The sequence below is a fragment of the Chromobacterium haemolyticum genome, from assembly GCF_002081825.1.
GTDB lineage: Bacteria > Pseudomonadota > Gammaproteobacteria > Burkholderiales > Chromobacteriaceae > Chromobacterium > Chromobacterium fluminis.
This window is the reverse complement of record NZ_MUKU01000004.1, coordinates 152,780-173,636: the sequence shown is the minus strand read 5'-3', so window position 1 is coordinate 173,636 and position 20,857 is coordinate 152,780. Positions and strand designations below refer to the sequence as shown.

Here is a 20,857-nt window from a genome sequence, read left to right as displayed (position 1 = left end):
AAGGCAGCGGTTTGGGGCGGGGTATGAATAAGCGGCGTTTACACCGCCAAGCCTTGGGCGGCGCTAGCGGACGGTTTGATTCACTGCCGCGAGCGGGTCAGGGGAAAAACGTTGCTTCAGCCAGGGCGAATGGCCAAAGTAAGCGCCGTTCAACTGGGTATGTTTGACGAGGTAGGAACGCAGTTTCCGGTACAGCCGGGCTTGGGGAGGCGTTGGCTTGCGCCAGAATCGATGCAGCTCGGTTTGGCAAGTCAGGCCCGGAATATCGTATAGCGCTCGTCCCATGGTGATCAAAGGCTTGTCGTGATGCAAGGAGGACAAGCCGACGGTGCTATTGATGGTGACCACGCCCAGGCTATGTTTCAGCAGGCTGGGCAAATGGCCGTCGTGGATGTAGAACACGCGGGATCCGACATGATTTTGACGGGCCAGCCCACGGATATAGGTGGCGTAGTTTCTGTGTCCGCGGTCCAAAGGATGGTGTTTCAGCACCAGAGCTGCATGCTCGGGAGCGTATTGCGAAAAAGAAAAGATCACTTCCGCGATGAAGTCGCGCACATCCCGATAAGGGCTGTGATGCAGTACCTGGCTATCGTTGAAGACTTGCAAAGGCACTAGAAAATAGCGTTGGTTCCATTCCCGCAGGATACGGCGGCGCAGCTTGTGCTCTAGCGCGTGATACAGCGCTTTGCGCCAACCGGCGCGCAGCCAGCAGAAGCACTCGCGAAAAGGCGAAAAGTCCTTGTGATGACGATAGTGCGGGTAGCGCGTGCGCCAAAACCAGCCCGCGGCATAATAGGCAGCGGCGCTGCAAGCCATCCGGCGAAAAGAGGCTCTGGTGGGGATGGGGGTGGGGAGCTTGTCGGCCTCATAACGCAGCATGGCGGCTGGATCGGAGGCCAAGCGGGAATGGGCATTGACCCCGTTTTGCTCCAGGGTGATGTAGTCGGGCCGCAGATAGCCTTCCTCGAAGGCATAGAAAGCCATGGCCTGTTCCTTGCAGACTTGGGCCGCCGCGCGGTGGTAATGGCGGCAATCGCCAAAGCAGACGACGGCGTCGATGCGATGAGCCTGTAGAAACGCTCGCAGCCAAGGGGTGAAATCCTCAGGGCGTCCACGGTAGTCGGTGGCGTCCAGATGCCGGTGATATAGCCGATCCCCGCCGTTGAAATTGATCTTGGCCACGTGAGCGCCATGGCGGCGCAACCAAGCTGCCAGTTGGTTGAAGAAGTGACCCATTGGTCCTTGCAATAGCAGCAGGCGGTGATGGGAGAGCAGGGCTTGAGCGGCGAGCATGGACGCGTGCTCAACGCAGTGTGCGCAACAGGCCCAGGCCCTTGCGCCACTGTCTCGCCAGCCAGTGCGAGCGGGTCTGGCTTGGCTTGAACTGCTGTTTGTGCCGCCACAAGTGCTCGATCGCGGCCTCGGCCCTGGCGAATCCCGCTTGGCCCGGAATCACATAGCGCGGGTAAGCTATCAACGTCCCATAGACCAGTTGTTCCAGTGTGAGCCGTCGCTGCTTGCCGGGCAGGGGCGAATGGTCGCAGGTCAGGCCCCAGCCTGCATAGAAGGGCATGCCGTAGCAGTGCACCGGCTTGCCGCGCAACAGCGCTTCGAATCCGGTCTGGGAGGTCATGGTGTGGACTTCATCGGCAACGGCCAGGCAGGCGAGGATGTCGGCGTTGTTCGCCACTTGGTCCGCCAAGCGCGCGATCTCCCGGTCGGCGACGGCGCCCCGACGGTTGCCGGACGCGACGTCGGGGTGCGGTTTGTAGACCAACCAGGCATGCGGCCGTAGTCGGCGCACTTCGCGCAACAGCGACAGATTGTCTTTTAGCCGGGGGGAGCCTTCACGGAGGGAGGCGTCGTTTTCCACTTGGCCGGGAACCAGAACAATGGTTTTCCCGGCGGCCCCGGCGGCGAGCTCGAATGCGTCGCCCACATTGTATTTGCTGATTCGCAGCTCAAGCAGCCGTTGTCTGAGGCGCTGGGCGCGGAGGATCTGCTGCGGCTCCAGCCGGAGTTCTCCGAGCAATCGTTCCAGGCGCGAGCGGGGCGTCGGCGCGTAATAGAGGCCGGCATCGTCCACCACCACGGATATGGGGGGCAGCAGATCGGAGCCCAGTCCCAACGAGCGCACAAAGCCGTCTTCCATCCTGAGCAAGGGCAGGCCGCGCCGCGCCGCCAGGGCGGCGGCGTCCTGCGCCATGCCCCAGGCCACCAGCTTGCTGTTGGGAGGAGGCTGCTGCGGCAGCTTGCCTGGCTGGGAGATAAATCGGACCTGGTTGTCGGGGTGCTTCAGGAAGGGCCACACCACCGCGCGTTTCCACCAGCTCATGCCGATGCACCACAATACGCCGTTGGTCTGCTGTCGCAAGCTCCGGTTCAGATGAATCCACTCGGCCACGTCGAAGAAGGTGCCGGGTTCGCCGCTTTCCGGCTGAATGTAGCGGGCATAGCGCAGGTAGGCAGCGTGAAACAGTTCTTCCAAGGTCCGCCGGCGGCTTCGGCGCAACTTTAATGTCGGCATTTCCGGATGGCGATCAACGGTCAGTCCCCAGCCCGCATACCAGGGCATGCCGAAACAGACCACTTGGCAGCCGGCGATCAAGGCTTCGAAGCCCATATGGGAGGTGGCGGTGTAAACCACGTCCACTTGGGCCAGCAGCGATTGGGGGCAGGCGTCTTCGGCGATCAATTTGACGTTGGGAGGCGGGTGCGGCAGAAAACCTCGTTTTTTGCCGGCGAGTACGTCGGGATGGGTTTTCACCCAGATTTCCGCCATTGGATGCTCTCGACTGGCGGCTTCCAGCATGGCCTGAAAAGTGTGTGCGTCCGCGCCGCCCAACCGTACCGACGCGTCGTCTGAGGTTTGGTCCAGCACCAGCGCGCGCGCGCGTCCGTTTTTCGGAGGCAGGGCCAGAGCCGGCGCATGGTTGTATTTGGACAGGCGATGCTGCCTTATCCACGATAGTCCAAGCGCGGCGCGGGTTTGTTCTGTCGGGGAGAGGACGCTGCCGAGGATCAGCTGTTCCAGCTGAGATGGGCGGGTCGAGTCATAGTAGATGCCGGTGTTGTCCATGACGACCGATAAAGGCGGATGTCCCTTTACACCCAGTCCGAGCGAGCGGATGAAGCCGTCTTCCAACCGTAGAACGGGGATATTGAGCCGCATGGCCAAATCTTCACCGTAGCGAGCGCTTGGACGATGACCCCAAACCGCTACGGCATTGACTGTCTTTGGCGCCCGAACGGGGATAGAAACGATGGCGCGGCCAAGGAGTTGAGGGAGATGAGGAAGGCGATAGAGGCTAGGGGAGCACGCAATGGTCATGATTGTCTTTCTGGGTTGTGGTTTAAATTAGGGTGATGCTTGCTCGCCTGGCGCGCCATCAAGATCAATCAATTGAATAAGTTAGAAATTTTATTCTTCTTGACGTGCTTTTAATGATTCAATGTTTTTATAGGTGCTTGTTTGGAATTGAATAATTTAGAAATCTGGCGCTTGCAATATTGGATCGTACTACTTTTCTAAGCCAGCTCATTCTATAGGGTATGGGCATTTCCGCTAAAAAATCATGCTCGTACGAGATATAGTAATTTTTCATGTCAAGCGTATTTTTTGTATGGGGTTTTTGAGAGATGATGGAGGGGATTTCGTCTTCTTTATTCACTCCGTAAGTGGCGTAATGCTTTTCTTGTTGTGTGGAAAATGGCTCAGGTCGGAGTTCGTTTTTAATCAGTACGCAGACGGGAATGCCGGCGGCTAAGCATTGTATTTCCATCGCGGAGACATCAGTAATCGCCATGGAAATTTCAAGCTTCTCCTCTCTTGGCAGTATTTTGAATTTATCGAAAATATTAAAAAGCCTGATAGGTAGCTTTGTTGAGCAAAATGGATTGATTAACCTTACCTCTATACCTGCCTGAAGTAGTTTGAAAATGCCAATCCATAGATTGTTTATATGATTTTTTCTTCTATGCCCTAAATTCGGGTGAATTTGGATAACGATACGCTTCACCTCTAGCTTGTTGGCTAGGTTTTTTAATTTAATGAAATTATCTATATTGCTTAGGCTGGAATAGTTCTCGGACTCCAGCCCTCCCTCCCATGTCGGCGCATAAAATAACATGCCGCCATCCTTTGGTAGTGTGAAGCAAGCATTTATACGGCCCGAGAATGTATCTCCCAGTTTGATCAAGCGTCCTTGCATCTTGTCGTGTGAAGAGAAGATACCGCTGTGCAGATAACGATCAATGCCGGCTTCTCCGGCGACAATAATGTAGTCGTAAATTCTTGTGATTGGTTTGATTGATGATTTTTTGTTGCTCTCTCCATGCGTTATAAAAATATGTATCATGCTTCTATTGGCAACAACTCGACAATTGGATTGCGCGTTAAATGGATAAAATATAATTCCATCTTTTAATGAGTCTATTTGGCTGTTTTTTTCCATCCATTGATATGGAATGCCAAGATGCTCTAAGGTGGCAGAAAATTTTTTACTGATTTCCTTGTATTTTTTTATGAGAACTATTGTGTTTTTGTCAAAAACGCAAGTGTGAAACAAGTTTGCCAACTGGTGAATGGCGCCAGTGATTTTTGAATCTATATATATGTATGTTTTGCAAGGAAGCATGGGAGTTTCCTCTTGAGGTGCAATGGGTGGCCGCCTGTAGGTGAGAGGGCCGCTTTCAATAGAATTATATGAGTAATGCGCTTTCTTTTTTGATGTCGACAATCATCCCTGTTTTGCGTGTCAAAGTGAGTAGTAGGCTTGTCTCAGCAACTTCTTCTGCTTTCAGTAGCGTGGCGGGATCTTCCAAGCCAAAGTTTGTGATGCGCATAGGAGTCTGTGTTCTTTCGGGGTTGATGCAATTAACTCTGATTGCATCTTTACTCCATTCATCGGCCAAGGCTTGAGTAAAGTTGACGACAGCACTTTTTGTGGATGAGTAAAGTGAATAATAAGCTCGGCCTCTAGTGTAGGAACTGGATGTGAAATTCAATAGAGTTCCCTTGGACTCTTTCAGGTATTTATGAGCGCTCAATGCAATATTGATCATGCCTAAGTAGTTAGTATTAATGATAGCGCTGATTTCTTCCGTTGACATTTTTTCCAGTGGTTTTTTTATAAGAAGAGCCGCGGTGTTTATTACAATATCAATTTTCCCGTCGCTCTCTATCACGCTATTTAAAAAGGCTTTGATAGTTTCTCTATTTGAAATGTCAACGCTATTTTGGCTGCGGCTTGCAGAGAATGACTTGGCGCCGTTTAAGGTAGCCAAGTCATGAATGGCTTTGCCAATACCGCTAGACCCTCCAAATATGACGATATTTTTATTTTTTAAGTTTTTCAGCAAAGCAGGGTCGACGCGTAAAGAGTTGCTACGGGCTTGCAACATTTTTTCTATGGTGAACAAGTCCATTATGTGGGTGACTTTTTGATTGCTTTCGGCGCCGTCCGCGGTAGCAATTTTGATATGGGGCGACATCGCCCTCACAACGCCGCAGTCGCAAGTGAAATTTCGACGATTCTTCTCTATCGCCAATTTATAAGCATCACGGATGGTTTCCAATAAAAAGCCTTGTGGGGTTTGACCTCGACGCATCAATTCTCTAGGCGGTATATCTTTGATGCAGCCGTCGTCGCCAATTTGTATTAGGGTGTCGCTGGAAGGAATGACGACGTCGACAGCGGAAAACACGTCCAACTTTTTGATGCACTCCCTGATTATCTGATCATTGACCAATGGACGAACGGAGTCGTGAAACAAGACTTTGGTTTGGCTGTGATAGTTCATAAGGCTTTGAATTGCCGAGTAGGTAGAGGTGAACCTGTCATCTCCTCCTGCAATCACCTTGATCACTTTCCCCCAGTGATTCTTATTGACCAAGCTCCATACAAATTCAATGTAATCCGATTTGGATACAACAATGATCTCATCGATATCGTTAGAGTTTTCGAAAGCGTCAATGGTGTATTCAATCACACAGCGGCCTGCCAGTTTTGCAAACTGTTTTGGCACGGGCCCGCCAAATCTGGATCCATTACCGCCTGATAGAATAATTCCAATGTTTTTCATAGCGATTAATCCTATTTACGTAATTGTGCTCATTTCAAATGATTTAAGCTGTTGTATGAATTCTGAATTAAATGTCTGTTGTTTGCCAATCAAGTAGTCTATGGCCTCCATTCTTTTTTCGGCTAAATAGTCATCGCCATTCAATACCTGGCTCATTTTTGCAATGAGCTCCTCTATGTTCTGGAATGTGTAGGAGTAATAGTCATAAGGCATATCGCTATTGGAGAGCTTTATTTCCCGATCCTGTGGAATGAATACGAAGATAGGGCCATTGGCTGACAAGCATTCTGAAACTGCTGCTGATATATCGCAGATAAATACATTGGCTGTTTTTAGTAGATGATTGATTGGAGTGGTTTTTGATTCTATGGCGATATTTATCCCTTGTTGTGCCAAGGCATCCCCAAGCTCTTTATGGATATTGGACAGCGTTTTCTTGCGATTTCCTGTCATTGGGTGAAATTTGATACTCATGTCTACATCGAATCGATTTTTTACACAGCGAATCAGCTCGCCGGATAGCAAGGTTGACGAATAATTCTGCTCTTCAAACGTTCCTTCCCAAGTCGGAAGATATAGTATGTTGTGAATAAAGACTCTATCTTTCCATGGCTTTTCAGAACGAAGCAATATCTCTCTGAGATTAGGGCGGCCGACTTTAACGAAATTCAAATGCCTTGGTTCAAAACCGGCATTTTTAAATCGATCAATATGAGCCTGACCCGCCACCCATATGGCGTCATAGACGCGGAAGAACTTATGCGCGCTTGCAGACTTGTCGCTATCCCCGTGCCCGATGAAGATATGATCAAAGTGATTGAACCTTAGAAGATGGATGTTGTTGCCTGTATTTGAAGGGTAGAAGCAAGCTTTCAGCGCGGGGAGCCGGTTTACTACGGACTCAACATCAATTGGATTTTTTGCGAAAACAACAGGGATCAGTGGATATTTTGCTCTTATTGATTTGTAGAGCGCTATATTCCTGACGAGAATTACAAATGGACAGCCGGATGCCGCAAAATAGGGGATCCAGGAGTTTAGGTGTAATTCGCCGGATGCCTCTCCTTCTCCTGTGTGAATCATTAAAAAGGCGGGCATGAAGAAGTTAATCGCTGAGGTGTCTATGGTTTCCATTGGGGGTTTAGGCATCTGTTTTGCCGGTGTTTTGCTTGTCGTTGTGTTTGCAGGCTGGGCTTGAATAGGTTTTTTTTGTTCAGGAAGCGATGGGACATGGCTTCCTGGTCGTCCTCTTTTTTTTGCCATGTCGTAAAAAAATAACCCCGGATTGGTGATGAGCTTTCTCAGCTTTCCCATGCTTTATCCTTTGAAGTTGTTGGAGTGTTTGTTGGATGTGCAATTTTTTAATAACTGTAGTATTTGTGTCTTCTTGTTTTGATTGCCGCTTAAAGATTGAAAACCACTTTTGCGGCTACTGCGATCTGATAAAGAATTTGGGAGATTCCACGGGTGATTTCTATGTTTTTGCTCTCGATTTTGGGCAACACCATAATTTCATCTCCGGCAGCGATCTGCGTGCGCGAGGTCGCGGTTTGTGTTTCGCCGTTCAGCTTCAATAGAATCAGGCGAGCGTTTTTCGCGCCCTGAACGTAACCGCCAACGCGCTCAATGTAATCGCCCACTTTCAGGCTCTGCTGCCAACCGACCGCATTGGGAAACATCACTTCGCCATGCACCATCACTACGCTGGTCTTTTCCGGGATGCGGATGACGTCGCCGTCTTCCAGCAAGGTGGCGTGCAGGTTTTCCTGATTCAGCACGACTTGCCCGCGCGGCGCGATCTTGCTGGCCTTGGCCACGAAGCGTTCAATAAGCTCCGCTTCCTTGATCCGTAAATCGGCCTCTTCCTTGGTGGCGGAGCGAGCGGAGAGCGCGGCTTCCTGTAATTTTTGCAGCGCTTGTTCCAGCATGGCTTTTTGCCGATCAGCCACCGATTTGCGGAACAGTTGTAGCGCGTCTACTCGGGACATGCTGTTGGCTTGTACCTTGGCCAGCACGTCGGCCATCTTGGCGCCGTAGGGCAGCACGATGGCGTGTTGGCCGGAATGGGCGCCTTCTACTCGAACCTGGATGGTGCCGGCGTAGCGGTCGGCGCTGATCAGCAACTGGTCCCCGTCCTGTAGAACCACGTCGCCAGCCTGTTCCAGCGGGTAGTATTCGCTGCGCTTCTCCGTGCCTTGGCGGCGGATGATGCTGGCGTGGGTGGCTCCGGGTTTGGGGCGTGACACCTGCAAGGCTTGTTGCAGGCTGATGCTGTTTTGCCCGAACTCGAAGTCGTAGGCGTTGAACACCTCTCCGCTGACCGTGAAGGTATGCCGGCGTGGGCCCACCACGATGACGTCGCCATCCGCAAACTGCGCCATCTCCATCCGGCCATGGAGCAGGAAGTCGTAGAGGTTGACGCGTTGACGGATGAAGTCGCCGCGCTTGATCTGAATGTCGACATAGCTGCCGCGCTCGGCGTCGACGCCGCCGGCCTTGTCCAGATAGCTGAGCACGCTGTCGGCGGCGATGCCGCCGTAGAGACCGGGCTGTTTGACGAAGCCGGTGACGAAGACTTTGACGGGTTGGGTGACGTCCAGCGCCGCGTATACGCTGACATTGGCCTTGTAGACCCGGCGAACTTGGTTGGACACCGTCGTGTTCAGTTCGCCGTTGCGAATGCCGGCGACCGACACTGGACCGATATTCGGAATGAAGATATTGCCCTGGGGGTCGACGAGCAGTTGTGCGTCGAAGTTGAAGGCTCCCCACAGGCGCAGCGCGATGCGGTCGCCGATGCTCAGTTGATAGTTGGGGTTGAAGCCTTGGCCCGCGCTATTGCGAAAGGCGCCGCCAAAGAGTTGCGAGCCGAACATGCGGCCGGGTGCTTGAGGAGGGACGGCGAACGGGGTTTCCTGCGGCGTTGCCTGCATGGAGGGGGGGTGCCGCGGGGGCGGCTCCGGCTCCGCTTGCGTGCCGGGCAGCAGGGAAAGCGCGTGGGCCTGGCCCAAGACCAGGCAGAGAAGCGGAAAGAGCTTGGCGCGTTGCATAGTGAGGCTAAATCTTGTGGTCTTCGATGATGGACAGGGCCAGGCGCGCGCAGCCGTAAAGCAGGCTGCAAACGATCAACAGCGTGGCCAGGGTGTGAAACTGGCGTGGGTATTCCGCGTCTTCGGCCAATTGAGGCGAGCTCACGACGGCTAGGCTTTTGCGCTTGTGGCTGGCTTCAACGCGGCTTTTCTCCAGCGCGGTTAGCGCCAGTTTGTACAGGTCGGCTTGAAAGTCGGCTTTTGCCTTCAGTTCCTGGTACTGGGCGGCTTGGCGATTCAGCCGTCCGTCTTCAGGGGCGGCCAGCTTGCTTTTTTCATGGAGGATCTGCGCTTTCAGCGCCGCGAGCGCGCCGGTCAGGGCGGTAATCTGGGGCGCGTCGCTTTGCAGATAGCTTTGCAAATTGCGCAGCTCCGTCTCCAGCTGCGCCTGCTTGGCCTGCAGCTCCGCCAGCAGCTGGCCGGCGGCCTGAGCCTGGGCGACGGGGTCGAGCTGGCCATGGCTGTTCTGATACCTCAGCAAGGCTTCCTTGGCGGCGTTCAGGGCTTGGTAGGCGCGCTCTGTCTCTTGTTGGGCGAAGGCAAGCTCGTTGCGGCTGATGGTTTGCGAAAGTCCGTTGATGAAGCGTTCGCATTCTTGCAGGATGGCGAGATTCAGCCCCTGGGCGAACTGCGGGGTGAAGCCTTGGCTGCGTATTGTCAGCAAGGAGGTTTTATCGTCGAACAGCACGCCCACCTTGTTGCGATAGAAGGCCAGCGTTTCCTCTTTGCTGGCCGATGCCGATAGCCGGTGCGGCCAGTCCAGTCCTGCGGCGCGGTAGGCCTGTTTGAACTCCAGGCGCCGCTCCAGCCGTTGCAGCATGTCCGGCGAATGGATGTACTGCTGCAACAGCATTGCGTCCTCCCGAACGGTGGGGGCGCCGGCGCCTAGCAGTGTGCTCAGCTTAAGGTCGTCACCGCCGTCGCCAGCGCGTTTGACGATGACTTTGGATTCGCTGACGTAGCGGTCTTGGGCGATCAGGACGAAATATCCGCCGCACAAGGCTAGCGGCAGGCCGATGCAGACCCATGGCGAGAGAAGGCGGGCGAGCAGGGCCTGAGGCAGGAAACCATCAAACCATGTCGACATTTTCTTCTTCCCGGTAGGCCTGGATGGCATCATCAATGCGCTGGAAATAGCGGACTTGGCAACGGCCGATCAACAGCCCGGCGTCGCAGAACTTCTTCAGTTCGGACATGGAGTGCGACACCATCAGGAACTGGCTGTGCCGTCGGCGCTCCAGCATCAGCTCCGCGCTTTTTCGTTTGAAGGCGGCGTCGCCCACGGCGGTGATCTCATCGACCAGGTAGTAGTCGAAGGGGAAAGCCATCGACAGCCCAAAGCCGAGCCGGGAACGCATGCCGGAGGAATAGGTTTTGATGGGCATGTCGAAATAGCCGCCCAATTCGGCGAAGTCCTCGACAAAGGCGACTTTGTCGTTCAGTTCGTGTTTGCGGGCATAGAGCCGCGCGACGAATTTGACGTTATCGCGTCCGGTCATGCTGCCCTGAAAACCGGTGGCCAAGCCCACCGGCCAGGAGATGCTGTGTCGGGTGACGATGCTGCCGCAGTCCGGCCGGTCTATGCCGCCGATGATGCGCAGCAAGGTTGATTTGCCCGCGCCGTTGCGGCCGATCAAGCCTACGCTGACATTGGACGGGATCTCGAGGTTGAGGTCTTTGAAGACATGGAACCGTCCATTGGGCGTCTTATAGGACTTGCTGAGTTTGTGTATCTGGATCATGAGCGCAACATGGCCGGTTCCCGGCCTTTATAGAGTGATAGGGCGGAAAACAGCAGGGCCAGCGTCCAGGCGGAGAGGTAGGCCAGGCTGTCGTCGTTGATTGGGTAGGCGGGCATGACCGCGTGCCGCATCAGTTCGAAGGCATGCAGCAGAGGGTTCCACTCCACCAGCCAGCGGTATTCGGCGGGGATCAGGCTGAGGGGGAACAAGATTCCGCTGAGGAAATAGAGCAGCTTCATCAGGATGGGCAGCAGCTTGTCGACTGCCTTGAACGCATGGCCCAGAACCATGCAGATCAGGCCCCAGGCCAGGGAGAGCAAGCACAGCAGCAGCCAGGCCACGATCAACAGCGAGAGCTTGTTTAGCTGGATGGTTTCGCCGGCAAGCCAAAGGCAGCTCATCAATATGGCGTAAACCAGCGCGTAGGTCAGACTCTCCAGCAAGGTCCGGGCCAACACCGCGTCCAGCGGCCGCACCGGGCGGTAGTTGAACAGGCCGCGATTGGCCTCGATGGCGTTCAAGGAGCGCAGGGAGATGTTGCGAAACAGCATATAAGGCACGATGCCATTGGCCAGGAAGACCGGAAACGACATGCCGGGCATCGCGCGTTGCACGATGAAGCCAAGCACCAGCAGAAGAATGGCCATATGCGCCGCCGGTTCCAGCGGCGCCCATAGATAGCCCAGCCGATACTCGCCGAAGCGGGTTTTCAACTCTCTCAGCAGTAGCGCGTGCACGGCGGCGCGCATGATGTCGAAGCTGCTGCGCATATCAGATATCGAATGATTTGATGACGCCGACCGTTCGTTGGCGCTCATCGGTGACCAGCAGCGCGGTGATCTTGCGCTGGCTCATCAGCGCTTCCGCTTCCGACAGCAGGGCGTCGGCGGCAATGCAGAATGGCGATGGGCTCATGATGTCGCTCGCGCGCAGCGATTTGAGGTCTTCGTGCTGTTCGATGGCGCGGCGCAAATCGCCGTCGGTGATGATGCCGTCGGCGGGGGCGTCGGGCGCGCCCACCACGGTCAAGCCCAGACAGCCCTCGGTAATGGTGCTGACGATGGTTTTGAAGGTGTCGTCGGGGCGGTTGGAGGGCACCCGAGCGTGCATCGCGTCTTTCGTCTTGGTCAGCAGTTTGCGGCCCAGCGAACCGCCGGGATGGAAACGGGCGAAATCCTCAGCCTGAAACTGGCGTCTTTCCATCAGCGCCATGGCCAAGGCGTCGCCCATGGCCAGGGCAAGCGTAGTGGAGGTGGTGGGTGCCAGATTATTGGGGCAGCTTTCACGCTCCACCGGGATGGGCAGCGACAAGTCGGCCTGCCGAGCCAGCGTGGAGCCTGGCTTGCCGGTGATGGCGATGACTTTGGCCTGGATATGGCGAAGGTAGGGCAGCAGACGCAGCACTTCCTCGGTTTCCCCGCTGTTGGATATCAGCACCGGGCAATCATTGGACATGATCATTCCAAGGTCGCCGTGAAAGGCTTCGCCGGGATGGACAAAGAAGCTGGGGGTGCCTGTTGAGGCCTGCGTCGCGGCGATCTTGCGCCCGATGATGCCGGATTTACCCATGCCGGAAACGATGACTTTGCCAGTGGTGGCGTACATGAGGTCGATGGCGCGGGAGAAGGACGTCGACAGCGCGTCGGCTTGTCGAATCAACGCCTGTCCTTGCGTGCGCAAGACGCGTATTCCGGTTTGAATGGCATTCATGCGTTTATCCAATAGGGTGTGCGGCGCAGCGGCGTTAGGGTTCAGACGAGTTCGCTGTAAAAGTCCAGTCGGCTGACGCAGGGTTAGTGTTTTGTCATGATGCTAGCATCAGCATGAAATATCCTCATTAGGAAAAGTCCTAAAAAAAACGGGGTTTCTTCCCTGTTTTTATTGGTATTTTCACTGCAGTTTAAAATTAATTAACTTATTTATTTATTTGTGTTTGTTTTCTAGGATTTAATGAAAAAACAAGGTATTTAAATCTTATATTTACATGCGATTTTGTAGGCTTTTCCTATCAAGTCTGATTGCAGCGTTTGGGCCGTGATTCTTGCCTGGAGCGCGGCGCATATATGCTAGGGAGGGATCATGGTTGGAGTGGACGAGGGAGAGGACGCGGAGCCTGGGAGCTGGCGCCGCCAACTGGCGCAGTTTCTACGCCATGAACGTCGCTGCTGGCGCCGGCTGGCGTATTGGTTGAAGCAATTCCACAGCGACCGTCCGCCGCCACGCTGCTACGCTTGGCGGCCGGCGCCGGAGGATGTCGACGACGAGGCGTCGAAGCGCTAGGTCGCCGCCGCGGACAGCGGTACAATGCGGCTTTACTTTCGCATCGCCGTCCATCATGAAGTTCACGCCAGGCCGGGTGCGGCCCTTGCCCCGTCTGCCCGGCCGCGCCCTGCAACAGCAGGCCCGCGCGGCCTTGAAGCAAGGCGAGGTTATCGCCTATGCCACCGAGTCCTGCTACGGCTTAGGCTGCAATCCGCTGGATGCGCGCGCCATCCGCAAAATTCTGGCGATCAAGGCCAGGCCCAATCACAAAGGGCTGATCGTGATCGCGGCCGACGTTTCCCAGATCCGCCACCTGATCCGTCCTTTGACCGCCGGCCAATACGCGGAACTGGCGCGCTACTGGCCCGGTCCATATACTTTTTTGCTGCCGGCTTCGCGTCGCGTGCCGCCGGCCTTGCGCGGCAAACACGACAAGATCGCCGTGCGCGTCACCGCGCATGGCGAGGCGGCGGCCTTGTGCCGCACCTTGGGCACGGCGCTGGTGTCCACTTCGGCCAACCGCGCCGGCCAGCAATCGCTGAAGACCGCGCGCGCCTGCCGCGAGGCGTTCCGCCGGCGGGTGTTGACCCTGCCGGGGCGTATCGGCAAGCGGCGCAAACCGTCCACCATCATTGATTTGGAAACAGGCCGCGTATTGCGCTGAGCCTGGCGATTACAAGAGGAGTTGCCGTGCAACAGATTTCCTTCCTGAGCCTGATCCTGGACGCCAGCCTGATGGTGCAATTGGTGATGGCCGGCCTGGCCTTGATGTCGGTGCTGTCCTGGGCCCTGATCTTCAACAAGATCGCGGTGCTGCGCGCGGCCCGGCGCAATAGCGACGAGTTCGAGCGCAATTTCTGGAGCGGCGCTGACTTGAACCGCTTGTATGAAGACGCCAGCCGCCGCAGCGACACCGTGGGCATGGAGCGCATCTTTCAGTCCGGCTTCGCCGAGTTTCTGAAACTGCGCGGACGCAACGGCACCGAGCTGTCCGACATCATGGCCGGTTCACGCCGGGCGATGAAGGCGGCGGCGCAGCGCGAACTGGACGCCTTGGACAGTCATACGTCCTTCCTCGCCACAGTGGGTTCGGTCAGCCCCTATATCGGCCTGTTTGGCACGGTGTGGGGCATCATGCATGCCTTCATCGGCCTGGGCAACGCCGGTCAGGCCACCTTGTCCACGGTGGCGCCGGGCATCGCCGAGGCGCTGGTAGCCACCGCCATCGGCCTGTTCGCCGCGATTCCGGCGGTGGTGGCCTACAACCGCTTCGCCACCGACGTCGACCGTTTGGCCACCCGCTTCGACAGTTATATGGAAGAGTTTTCCAACATCTTGCAGCGCCTGGCCACGCGTTAAGTTTGGCCGCGTCCGCGGCAAAATTGGACTTGCCACGGACATTCCCATACGGCATGGTATTCGGTTCCACTTTCTTGAGCCGCACCATGCCGTTTTCGCGCATTCCCCCGCTGACCTTAGCCGCTTTCTTCGCCCTGTACGTGATCTGGGGCTCCACTTATCTGGGCATACGCATAGGGGTGGAGTCCTGGCCGCCGATGATGATGGCCGGCTTGCGTTTTTCCCTGGCCGGCTGGCTGATGCTGGCCTATCTATGCTTGCGCAAATACCCGATGCCGAACGCGCGCGAACTGGGCGGCGCAGCCTTGCTGGGCGTGCTGATGCCGGCGGTGGGCAACGGCTTGGTCACGGTGGCGGAGAAAGACGTGTCCTCCGGCGTGGCCGCCTTGGTGATCGCCACCGTGCCGCTGTTCACCCTGTTGTTCGCTCGCATGTTCGGTCAAAAGGCGCGCAAGGTGGAGTGGGCCGGCATCGGCCTGGGGGTGTGCGGCATGGTGTTGTTGAATATGGGTGCCAATCTGAAGGCCAGCCCCAGCGGCGCTGCGCTGCTGCTGTTGGCCTCTGCCGGCTGGGCGCTGGGCTCGGCCTGGAGCCGCCATCTGACTCAGCCCAAGGGGCCGATGGGCAGCGCCTGGATGATGATCTTCGGCGGCGCGGCTTTGCTGCTGGCCAGCCAGATCTACGGCGAGAAATTGCTGGCGATGCCGCCGCTGTCCGGCTGGCTGGCTTTGCTCTATCTGGCGGTATTCGGTTCCATCATCGCTTACAGCGCCTATTTGCATCTGCTGAAGACGGTGTCTCCGGCCGCCGCCACCAGCTACGCCTACGTCAACCCGGTGATCGCGGTTCTGCTGGGCGTGGTCTTCCTCGGCGAGCATATCGGCTTGCACGAGATGTTGGCGATGAGCGTGATCGTGGCGGCAGTGGTGCTGATTAGCTGGCGGCGCTAGCAGCGCTTCCATGTCCGCTGCGCTTCGTGAGACGTGGCGTAGCGAGCACCGCTTCGACATGCTCATATACCGACGGTATATTGCGCTTTCTCGGCGGTTTGCGTCTGTTCTTACTCTTGCCGGCGAGGTTTTAGTTTGTTAGCAGCGCCATGCGCCGCAACAGACGACGCCCCCGGCGCTGATGCTGGATCACCGCGCCGATATGCGCGCTCAGCAGCAGGGCCAGCATAACGTTGCTGGCGAAATGCAGCTTGGCCAGCGCGCGCGTGCCTGTGCCCGGGTCCAGGCTGGGCGGCAACGTGATCAGGCCGAACAGATCGACCGGCCGCTCCATCATCAGCCAGCCGCTGGCCAGCGATAGACAGCTCAGCAGATAGAGCAGTGCGTGGGCGCGGCGCGCCAGCCGGTGCTTGGCCGGGGGGATGCCGGCGGGCGGCGGCATGCGGAAGCTGACGCGGTAGACGACGCGCAACAGGAAGACAGGCATGAGCAGGGTGGTCAGCGCAACGTTGAACGGCGGAATCGCCGCGGCGACGGCGGGCGGCAGCGCGCCGGAGGCGAGGGCGAAGCCGCTGATCATCGCCCACAGGATCACGACGGCGCAAATCCAATGCAGCCAGGCGGCGAGGGGCGGATAGGTCTGGATCGAGGTTTCCATCGGAACCGGCTTTCTTGCGAATCCCGGCAGGCGACGCGCGGCAGCCGTCCTGCCTGCGTTGGGGCATGGCGTGGCCGCCGTTCAAGGAATGGCCTGCGGCAGGAGGGGTGGGGGAAGCCGGCCTCCCGGAGAAGGGGAAGGCCGGCGGTTCAGCGCGTCAGGAGCTCAGCCCGCGCGCCGAGCGGGACGGCTTAAGCCGGCGCCCACAAAGCGGGTTGGGTGGACGGAGTCCAACCCGCGCCGGCCCAGGCGGTGTGCGGCTGCAGGCAGCGGTACTTTTTGCCTTGATAGCTGACGATCTGCCCTGCGGTGTAGGACAGGCCTTCTTTCCAGGTATCGCCCACCGGCGGCGGGTTGATGCCGCCGTCGCCCTTTTTCAGGTCGATTTGGTAGGTGTAGCCCTTGTAGCTGTCGTTCAGGTACACGCGGTTGGCGGTGGCGCTGCGTTCCGGGGTGATGCTTACCGTGCGTTGCTTCTGATTCATCACGCCGATGCGAATCGCCTTGGAAGTTGCGTTCACTTTCACGCCCAGCTCGTACGGCCAGTTGGCCATCTGGCCGCTGACGGCGTCCAGCTTGACCGGGATGGTTTCGGCGTCTCGGCCGCTGGCGTCGAACACGCGCAGGGTGGCGGTGCTGTTGTTCGGCAGGTTCTCATAAGCGGTTACCTTGCCGATTTCCTTCCACGGATTGGTCACCGGCGGCGGCTCCGGCGGGTTGGTGCCGTCGCCGAAGATCACGTCGGAGCACTAGTAGAACGCTTCCTCGCTGTCCGCGCGCTTCCAGACATTAAAAATGATGTGCGGGCCGCTCTTGCCGGCCGGCAGCTTGGCGACCATGTGGTAGCGCTTGTTGGCGTCCAGCGGCGGATTGCCGTTCACGGTGTGGAAGGGCTGCGGATCCAGGTCAGACCACTTCAGCGGCTTGGTTTGATCCCAGCCGTTCTTGGTGACGTAGAACTTGAAGTACTTGGTCGAGTGCGGCGCGGTGGCGTGGTAGACGAACTCGTAGTTGCCGCTGGCGTCCGGCACCAGCTTGGTTTTCGGCCAGTCGGTGCGGCCCAGGTTGAAGCCCTTGAACTTGTCCTGGCCGCCGGCGCACAACTTGCCGTCCGGCACCAGAGACGCGTGGTCATCGCCGCGCGGGGTCTGGTTGATGCCGTTCCAGTCGTACATGGCCTGGGTGCCGCCTACGAGTTTGGCTTGCTGGCAAGCGGCGGACTTCGGCGATTCCGCGCCCTCCTTGAAGCAGTTGTAGGTGCGGTTGATCGGCACTTCCATGGTGCCGTGGGCCCAGAGCGGTGCGCTGAGGCAGGCCAGGGCGAGGGCGGCGGGAAGGCGCAGTTGTGGTTTCATTCTGACTCCTTTGAGCTACGAGTGGTATGCAAGCGCCCAGCAGTTTGCCGAGCAGTCCAATCATCATATGAAATGCCATATGATTTAAAATGGGACGACTATTTTTAATTTAAGTTTGGCGATAGGTACTATTGCCATGCTTACTGTGTGGTCTTGCATCTGCTTGATTCTTGCAAAAAACGCTCATTCCCAGACCTGTCCCGCCGGTCACGACACATCGATTTCACTTTTTTCCCTGCCAAATCATTCGTTTGTCGTTTTGCTGCCATGCAGCAAGCCGACAATAATGCGCCTCAATAAAATGGTATTGACGTGGTATTAATGTGGTATTAACGTTCGCGGTAAGCCGGAAGGCCGGAATCGACACGCGCCAGCGCGGAAGATGCCAGCCGGGGAGCCAGGTTATACACTGGGGTTTTCAGACCACTTGCAGACAACCATGGAAAATCGCTGGCTTGCATTGAAACCGGATGAAACCCTGACCACGCCGCTGTATCTGCAGCTGTCGCGGAAACTGGCCGACGCCATCAACGCCGGTTGGTGGCAGGCGGACGAGGCGCTGCCGTCGGAGCGCACGTTTTCCGAAGAACTGGGCATTTCGCGCGTCACCGCGCGCAAGGCGATGGATGTGCTGCTGGAGCAGGGCCTGATACGCCGGCGGCAGGGTTCGGGCACCTTCATCACGCCGCGGCTGGAGCAGCCGCTGTCGCGCTTGACCGGCTTTACCGAACAATTGCGCCAACGCGGTTTCGTGCCGTCGTCGGTGTGGCTGGAGCGCGGCGTGTTCGCGCCCAGCAATGAAGAAGTGATCAAGCTGGGGCTGTCGCCCACTTCGCAGGTGTCGCGGCTGAAGCGCCAGCGCCTGGCCGACGGGGTGGTGATGGCGATCGAGATGACGACGCTGCCAGTGGCGTATTTGCCGGAGCCGCAACAAGTGGGCACCTCGCTGTACGCCCATCTGGACGCCTGCGGCCACTCGGTGGTGCGCGCGCTGCAGCATATTCGCGCGGTGAACGCTTCCGGCGACATCGCCACGCTGGCCGGCATCCGCCCCGGCGAGGCGATGTTGCTGATTACCCGCATCGGTTTCAACGCCGAGAACATCGCGATTGAATTGACCGATACCTATTGCCGTAACGACTACTACGATTTTGTTGCCGAACTGAGACGATGACCCAACACCGAGTGCTGCAAGGACGCATCCTGACCGAAGCCGGCTGGATGGACGGCGAATTGAAACTGGCTGCCGACGGCCGCATTGAGTCTATAGACGCGCGCTTGGCCTCCGGACGCGCGGTGGAGCGCTATCTGCTGCCGGGCTTCATCGATCTTCACGTCCACGGCGGCGGCGGCGTAGACATCATGGAGGGCGGCCGCGCCGCCGAGCGCGTGGCCAGGCTGCACGCTCGCTTCGGCACCACCTCCTTGCTGGCCACCACCATGACCGCGCCGCCGATCGACATCGAGCAGGTGCTGCGCGCGCTCGGTTCCTCCTGTCGCGAACGCCAGCCCGGCGGCGCCCGCATCCTGGGCGTGCACCTGGAAGGCCCCTACATTAATCCCGGCAAGTTGGGCGCCCAGCCCGACGACGCCTGCCGCGCGGTGATGGAGCAAGTGGACTGGTACCGTTCGCTGGCGCCGGTGTCGTTGATCACGCTGGCGCCGGAAATCGCCGGCCACATGGACATCATCCGCCAACTGGCGGAGCAGGGCGTCAAGGTGCAACTGGGGCACACTCTGGGCAGCTACGAAGACGGCGTGCAGGCCCTGGAGCAGGGCGCATCCGGCTTCACCCATCTGTTCAACGCGATGAGCGGGCTGCACCACCGCGAGCCCGGCATGGTGGGCGCGGCCCTGGCCCACGCCGAATACGCGGAACTGATCCCGGATTTGCTACACGTCCACCCGGGCGCGATTCGAGCCGCTCTGCGTTCGATTCCGCGCTTGTATTGCGTCACGGATTCCACCGCCGCCGCCGGCATGCCGGACGGCGAATACAAGTTGGGTTCGCACTCGGTGACCAAATGCATGGGCGGCGTGCGCCTAGCCGACGGCACCCTGGCCGGCAGCACGCTGACCATGGACCAAGCGCTGCGCAACCTGGTGTCCATCGGCCTGCCGCTGGCGGACGCCTCGCACCGGCTGTCGCTCTACCCGGCCGACTACCTGGGCCTGGCCGACCGCGGCCGGCTCGCCGCCGGCGCCTGGGCCGACATTGTGGCGATGGATGCGGATTTGAATTTGCAGCAAGTCTACGTAGAGGGAGAACAAATTGGCCTCGTTGATGCTTGAAGAAGCGCTGTACGCCGCTGAGGCGGTGGCAGCGCAACACATGTACGCCGATGAAGCGCTGGCCGCGCTGGGACGCGCGCTGGCGGTGGAACGCCCCAGCCTGGCGCTGACCGTCGCACGCGGCAGTTCCGATCACGCCGCCAATTACTTCGCCTATCTGGCGATGCAACGGCTGGGCGTGCCGGTGGTGTCCCTGCCGATGTCGCTGGTGACGCTGCACCGCGCGCCGCTGGCGGTGAAAGGCCAACTGGCGGTGGCTTTGTCCCAGTCCGGCCAGAGCCCGGACCTGATCGACACCATGAAGGCGCTGGGCGCCGCCGGGGCGCGCACCGTGGCCTTGGTCAACAAGCATCAATCGCCGCTGGCCGCCGCCTGCGAATGGGTGGTGCCCTTGTGCGCCGGCGACGAAAAAAGCGTGGCCGCCACCAAGAGTTACATCACCTCCTTGTCCGCGGTGGCGCGCCTGGTGGCCCACTGGCAGGCGGACGACGCCCTGTTGGCCGCGCTGGCCAACCTGCCGCAGCGTTTGACCGAAGCCACGCGCCAGGACTGGACGCCGGCGGTGGATGCTTTGCGCGACGCCGAACGCATCATGGTGGTGGGCCGCGGGTTGGGCTTCGCCGTGGCGTTGGAAGCCGCGCTCAAATTCAAGGAAACCTGCGCGATTCAGGCCGAGGCCTTCTCCGGGGCCGAGATCAAGCACGGTCCGATGGCTTTGATCGACGACGGCTATCCCTTGCTGATCTTCGCGCCGCGCGGGCCGGAGCAACAAGGCTTGATCGATCTGGCCGAGGAAATGCGCGGCCGCGGCGCCAAGGTGTTGCTGGCCGCGCCGGAAAATATCGTCAGCCGGGATCTGACCCTGGCGTTGGCCGACGACGAAGCGTTGGATCCTTTGCTGGCGATTCAGAGCTTCTATCTGATGGCGGCGCGCTTGTCCGAGGCGCGCGGCCTGAATCCGGACGTGCCGCGTCATCTGTCCAAGGTGACTTGCACGCGCTGAGTCCGGCAACGCTTGAAACCGCGCCCTGATCGGCCATCGAATCGGGGCGCGTCGCGAACG

Annotated in this window: 20 protein-coding genes; 7 read left to right on the top strand and 13 right to left on the bottom strand. The window is 58.0% G+C overall.

Features of this window, described 5'->3' with window-relative positions; genetic code table 11:
• Positions 1–63 precede the first annotated feature (63 nt).
• From B0T39_RS04245 to B0T39_RS04200, 10 genes are all read right to left on the bottom strand, one after another.
• The gene (locus B0T39_RS04245) at positions 64–1,296 is read right to left on the bottom strand and encodes a capsule biosynthesis protein (RefSeq protein ID WP_081544948.1); all 1,233 of its coding nucleotides are present in this window, start codon (positions 1,294–1,296) and stop codon (positions 64–66) included.
• 10 nt (positions 1,297–1,306) lie between these two features.
• On the bottom strand, positions 1,307–3,334 hold the full coding sequence (locus B0T39_RS04240; RefSeq protein ID WP_081544947.1) for a capsular polysaccharide biosynthesis protein: 2,028 nt from the start codon (positions 3,332–3,334) through the stop codon (positions 1,307–1,309).
• A gap of 127 nt (positions 3,335–3,461) precedes the next feature.
• Positions 3,462–4,640 carry a hypothetical protein gene (locus B0T39_RS24810; protein ID WP_141111079.1) on the bottom strand — a complete coding sequence of 393 codons (1,179 nt, stop codon included), beginning with the start codon at positions 4,638–4,640 and terminating at the stop codon, positions 3,462–3,464.
• Between the two features lie 64 nt (positions 4,641–4,704).
• Entirely contained in the window at positions 4,705–6,087 is a 1,383-nt protein-coding gene (locus tag B0T39_RS04235; protein WP_081544946.1) for a bifunctional cytidylyltransferase/SDR family oxidoreductase, read from the bottom strand.
• Positions 6,088–6,102: 15 nt separating this feature from the next.
• Positions 6,103–7,401: a CDP-glycerol glycerophosphotransferase family protein gene (locus tag B0T39_RS24805; RefSeq protein ID WP_141111078.1), complete on the bottom strand. Its 1,299-nt coding sequence runs from the start codon at positions 7,399–7,401 to the stop codon at positions 6,103–6,105.
• An 89-nt stretch (positions 7,402–7,490) separates the two neighbouring features.
• Positions 7,491–9,137, bottom strand: coding sequence for a polysaccharide biosynthesis/export family protein (locus tag B0T39_RS04220; protein ID WP_081544943.1), 1,647 nt, complete (start codon positions 9,135–9,137; stop codon positions 7,491–7,493).
• A 7-nt stretch (positions 9,138–9,144) separates the two neighbouring features.
• Complete coding sequence (locus tag B0T39_RS04215; protein ID WP_141111077.1) at positions 9,145–10,263, bottom strand: lipopolysaccharide biosynthesis protein; 1,119 nt, start codon at positions 10,261–10,263, stop codon at positions 9,145–9,147.
• Entirely contained in the window at positions 10,247–10,918 is a 672-nt protein-coding gene (locus B0T39_RS04210) for an ABC transporter ATP-binding protein (RefSeq protein ID WP_081544941.1), read from the bottom strand. The genes B0T39_RS04215 and B0T39_RS04210 overlap by 17 nt, the downstream gene beginning before the upstream one ends.
• Positions 10,915–11,688 carry an ABC transporter permease gene (locus B0T39_RS04205; protein ID WP_081544940.1) on the bottom strand — a complete coding sequence of 258 codons (774 nt, stop codon included), beginning with the start codon at positions 11,686–11,688 and terminating at the stop codon, positions 10,915–10,917. Before B0T39_RS04205 ends, B0T39_RS04210 begins: the two co-directional genes overlap by 4 nt.
• A gap of 1 nt (position 11,689) precedes the next feature.
• Complete coding sequence (locus tag B0T39_RS04200; protein ID WP_081544939.1) at positions 11,690–12,628, bottom strand: KpsF/GutQ family sugar-phosphate isomerase; 939 nt, start codon at positions 12,626–12,628, stop codon at positions 11,690–11,692.
• A 369-nt stretch (positions 12,629–12,997) separates the two neighbouring features.
• On the opposite strand from B0T39_RS04200, the gene B0T39_RS04195 reads away from it, so the two are divergent.
• The 4 genes from B0T39_RS04195 to yedA all read left to right on the top strand — a co-directional run bounded on the left by B0T39_RS04195 (position 12,998) and on the right by yedA (position 15,489).
• Positions 12,998–13,198: a hypothetical protein gene (locus B0T39_RS04195; protein ID WP_081544938.1), complete on the top strand. Its 201-nt coding sequence runs from the start codon at positions 12,998–13,000 to the stop codon at positions 13,196–13,198.
• 55 nt (positions 13,199–13,253) lie between these two features.
• Positions 13,254–13,844 (top strand): L-threonylcarbamoyladenylate synthase, encoded by a 591-nt coding sequence (locus B0T39_RS04190; RefSeq protein WP_081544937.1) that lies wholly within the window; start codon positions 13,254–13,256, stop codon positions 13,842–13,844.
• Positions 13,845–13,870: 26 nt separating this feature from the next.
• Positions 13,871–14,539, top strand: a complete 669-nt coding sequence (tolQ, locus tag B0T39_RS04185; RefSeq protein ID WP_019101077.1) for a protein TolQ — start codon at positions 13,871–13,873, stop codon at positions 14,537–14,539.
• Positions 14,540–14,625: 86 nt separating this feature from the next.
• On the top strand, positions 14,626–15,489 hold the full coding sequence (yedA, locus tag B0T39_RS04180) for a drug/metabolite exporter YedA (protein ID WP_081544989.1): 864 nt from the start codon (positions 14,626–14,628) through the stop codon (positions 15,487–15,489).
• A gap of 130 nt (positions 15,490–15,619) precedes the next feature.
• Here the strand turns inward: yedA and B0T39_RS04175 are convergent, their stop codons facing one another.
• The 3 genes from B0T39_RS04175 to B0T39_RS26110 all read right to left on the bottom strand — a co-directional run bounded on the left by B0T39_RS04175 (position 15,620) and on the right by B0T39_RS26110 (position 17,502).
• Positions 15,620–16,147 carry a cytochrome b gene (locus B0T39_RS04175; RefSeq protein ID WP_081544936.1) on the bottom strand — a complete coding sequence of 176 codons (528 nt, stop codon included), beginning with the start codon at positions 16,145–16,147 and terminating at the stop codon, positions 15,620–15,622.
• 191 nt (positions 16,148–16,338) lie between these two features.
• The gene (locus tag B0T39_RS26115) at positions 16,339–16,887 is read right to left on the bottom strand and encodes a carbohydrate-binding protein (RefSeq protein ID WP_254894486.1); all 549 of its coding nucleotides are present in this window, start codon (positions 16,885–16,887) and stop codon (positions 16,339–16,341) included.
• 9 nt (positions 16,888–16,896) lie between these two features.
• Complete coding sequence (locus tag B0T39_RS26110) at positions 16,897–17,502, bottom strand: lytic polysaccharide monooxygenase auxiliary activity family 9 protein (RefSeq protein ID WP_254894485.1); 606 nt, start codon at positions 17,500–17,502, stop codon at positions 16,897–16,899.
• 439 nt (positions 17,503–17,941) lie between these two features.
• Here B0T39_RS26110 and B0T39_RS04165 point away from each other — a divergent pair, with 439 nt between their 5' ends.
• The 3 genes from B0T39_RS04165 to B0T39_RS04155 are packed head-to-tail and all read left to right on the top strand — an operon-like array spanning position 17,942 to position 20,797.
• A complete protein-coding gene (locus B0T39_RS04165; protein ID WP_081544935.1) occupies positions 17,942–18,676 on the top strand; it encodes a GntR family transcriptional regulator in 735 nt (244 codons plus the stop codon).
• A complete protein-coding gene (gene nagA / locus B0T39_RS04160; RefSeq protein WP_141111076.1) occupies positions 18,673–19,794 on the top strand; it encodes an N-acetylglucosamine-6-phosphate deacetylase in 1,122 nt (373 codons plus the stop codon). The genes B0T39_RS04165 and nagA overlap by 4 nt, the downstream gene beginning before the upstream one ends.
• Entirely contained in the window at positions 19,787–20,797 is a 1,011-nt protein-coding gene (locus tag B0T39_RS04155; RefSeq protein WP_141111075.1) for an SIS domain-containing protein, read from the top strand. Before nagA ends, B0T39_RS04155 begins: the two co-directional genes overlap by 8 nt.
• Positions 20,798–20,857: the final 60 nt, after the last annotated feature.

Bases quoted from the DNA above. Each gene is read 5' to 3' on its own strand.
- B0T39_RS04235 (WP_081544946.1), bottom strand. From the start codon at position 6,087: ATGAAAAACATTGGAATTATTCTATCAGGCGGTAATGGATCCAGATTT.
- B0T39_RS04245 (WP_081544948.1), bottom strand. From the start codon at position 1,296: ATGCTCGCCGCTCAAGCCCTGCTCTCCCATCACCGCCTGCTGCTATTG.
- B0T39_RS04165 (WP_081544935.1), top strand. From the start codon at position 17,942: ATGGAAAATCGCTGGCTTGCATTGAAACCGGATGAAACCCTGACCACG.
- B0T39_RS04205 (WP_081544940.1), bottom strand. From the start codon at position 11,688: ATGCGCAGCAGCTTCGACATCATGCGCGCCGCCGTGCACGCGCTACTG.
- B0T39_RS26110 (WP_254894485.1), bottom strand. From the start codon at position 17,502: ATGAAACCACAACTGCGCCTTCCCGCCGCCCTCGCCCTGGCCTGCCTC.
- B0T39_RS04210 (WP_081544941.1), bottom strand. From the start codon at position 10,918: ATGATCCAGATACACAAACTCAGCAAGTCCTATAAGACGCCCAATGGA.
- nagA (WP_141111076.1), top strand. From the start codon at position 18,673: ATGACCCAACACCGAGTGCTGCAAGGACGCATCCTGACCGAAGCCGGC.
- B0T39_RS04175 (WP_081544936.1), bottom strand. From the start codon at position 16,147: ATGGAAACCTCGATCCAGACCTATCCGCCCCTCGCCGCCTGGCTGCAT.
- B0T39_RS04155 (WP_141111075.1), top strand. From the start codon at position 19,787: ATGCTTGAAGAAGCGCTGTACGCCGCTGAGGCGGTGGCAGCGCAACAC.
- yedA (WP_081544989.1), top strand. From the start codon at position 14,626: ATGCCGTTTTCGCGCATTCCCCCGCTGACCTTAGCCGCTTTCTTCGCC.
- B0T39_RS04195 (WP_081544938.1), top strand. From the start codon at position 12,998: ATGGTTGGAGTGGACGAGGGAGAGGACGCGGAGCCTGGGAGCTGGCGC.
- B0T39_RS04240 (WP_081544947.1), bottom strand. From the start codon at position 3,334: ATGACCATTGCGTGCTCCCCTAGCCTCTATCGCCTTCCTCATCTCCCT.
- B0T39_RS24805 (WP_141111078.1), bottom strand. From the start codon at position 7,401: ATGGGAAAGCTGAGAAAGCTCATCACCAATCCGGGGTTATTTTTTTAC.
- B0T39_RS04220 (WP_081544943.1), bottom strand. From the start codon at position 9,137: ATGCAACGCGCCAAGCTCTTTCCGCTTCTCTGCCTGGTCTTGGGCCAG.
- B0T39_RS24810 (WP_141111079.1), bottom strand. From the start codon at position 4,640: ATGCTTCCTTGCAAAACATACATATATATAGATTCAAAAATCACTGGC.
- B0T39_RS04215 (WP_141111077.1), bottom strand. From the start codon at position 10,263: ATGTCGACATGGTTTGATGGTTTCCTGCCTCAGGCCCTGCTCGCCCGC.
- B0T39_RS04190 (WP_081544937.1), top strand. From the start codon at position 13,254: ATGAAGTTCACGCCAGGCCGGGTGCGGCCCTTGCCCCGTCTGCCCGGC.
- B0T39_RS04200 (WP_081544939.1), bottom strand. From the start codon at position 12,628: ATGAATGCCATTCAAACCGGAATACGCGTCTTGCGCACGCAAGGACAG.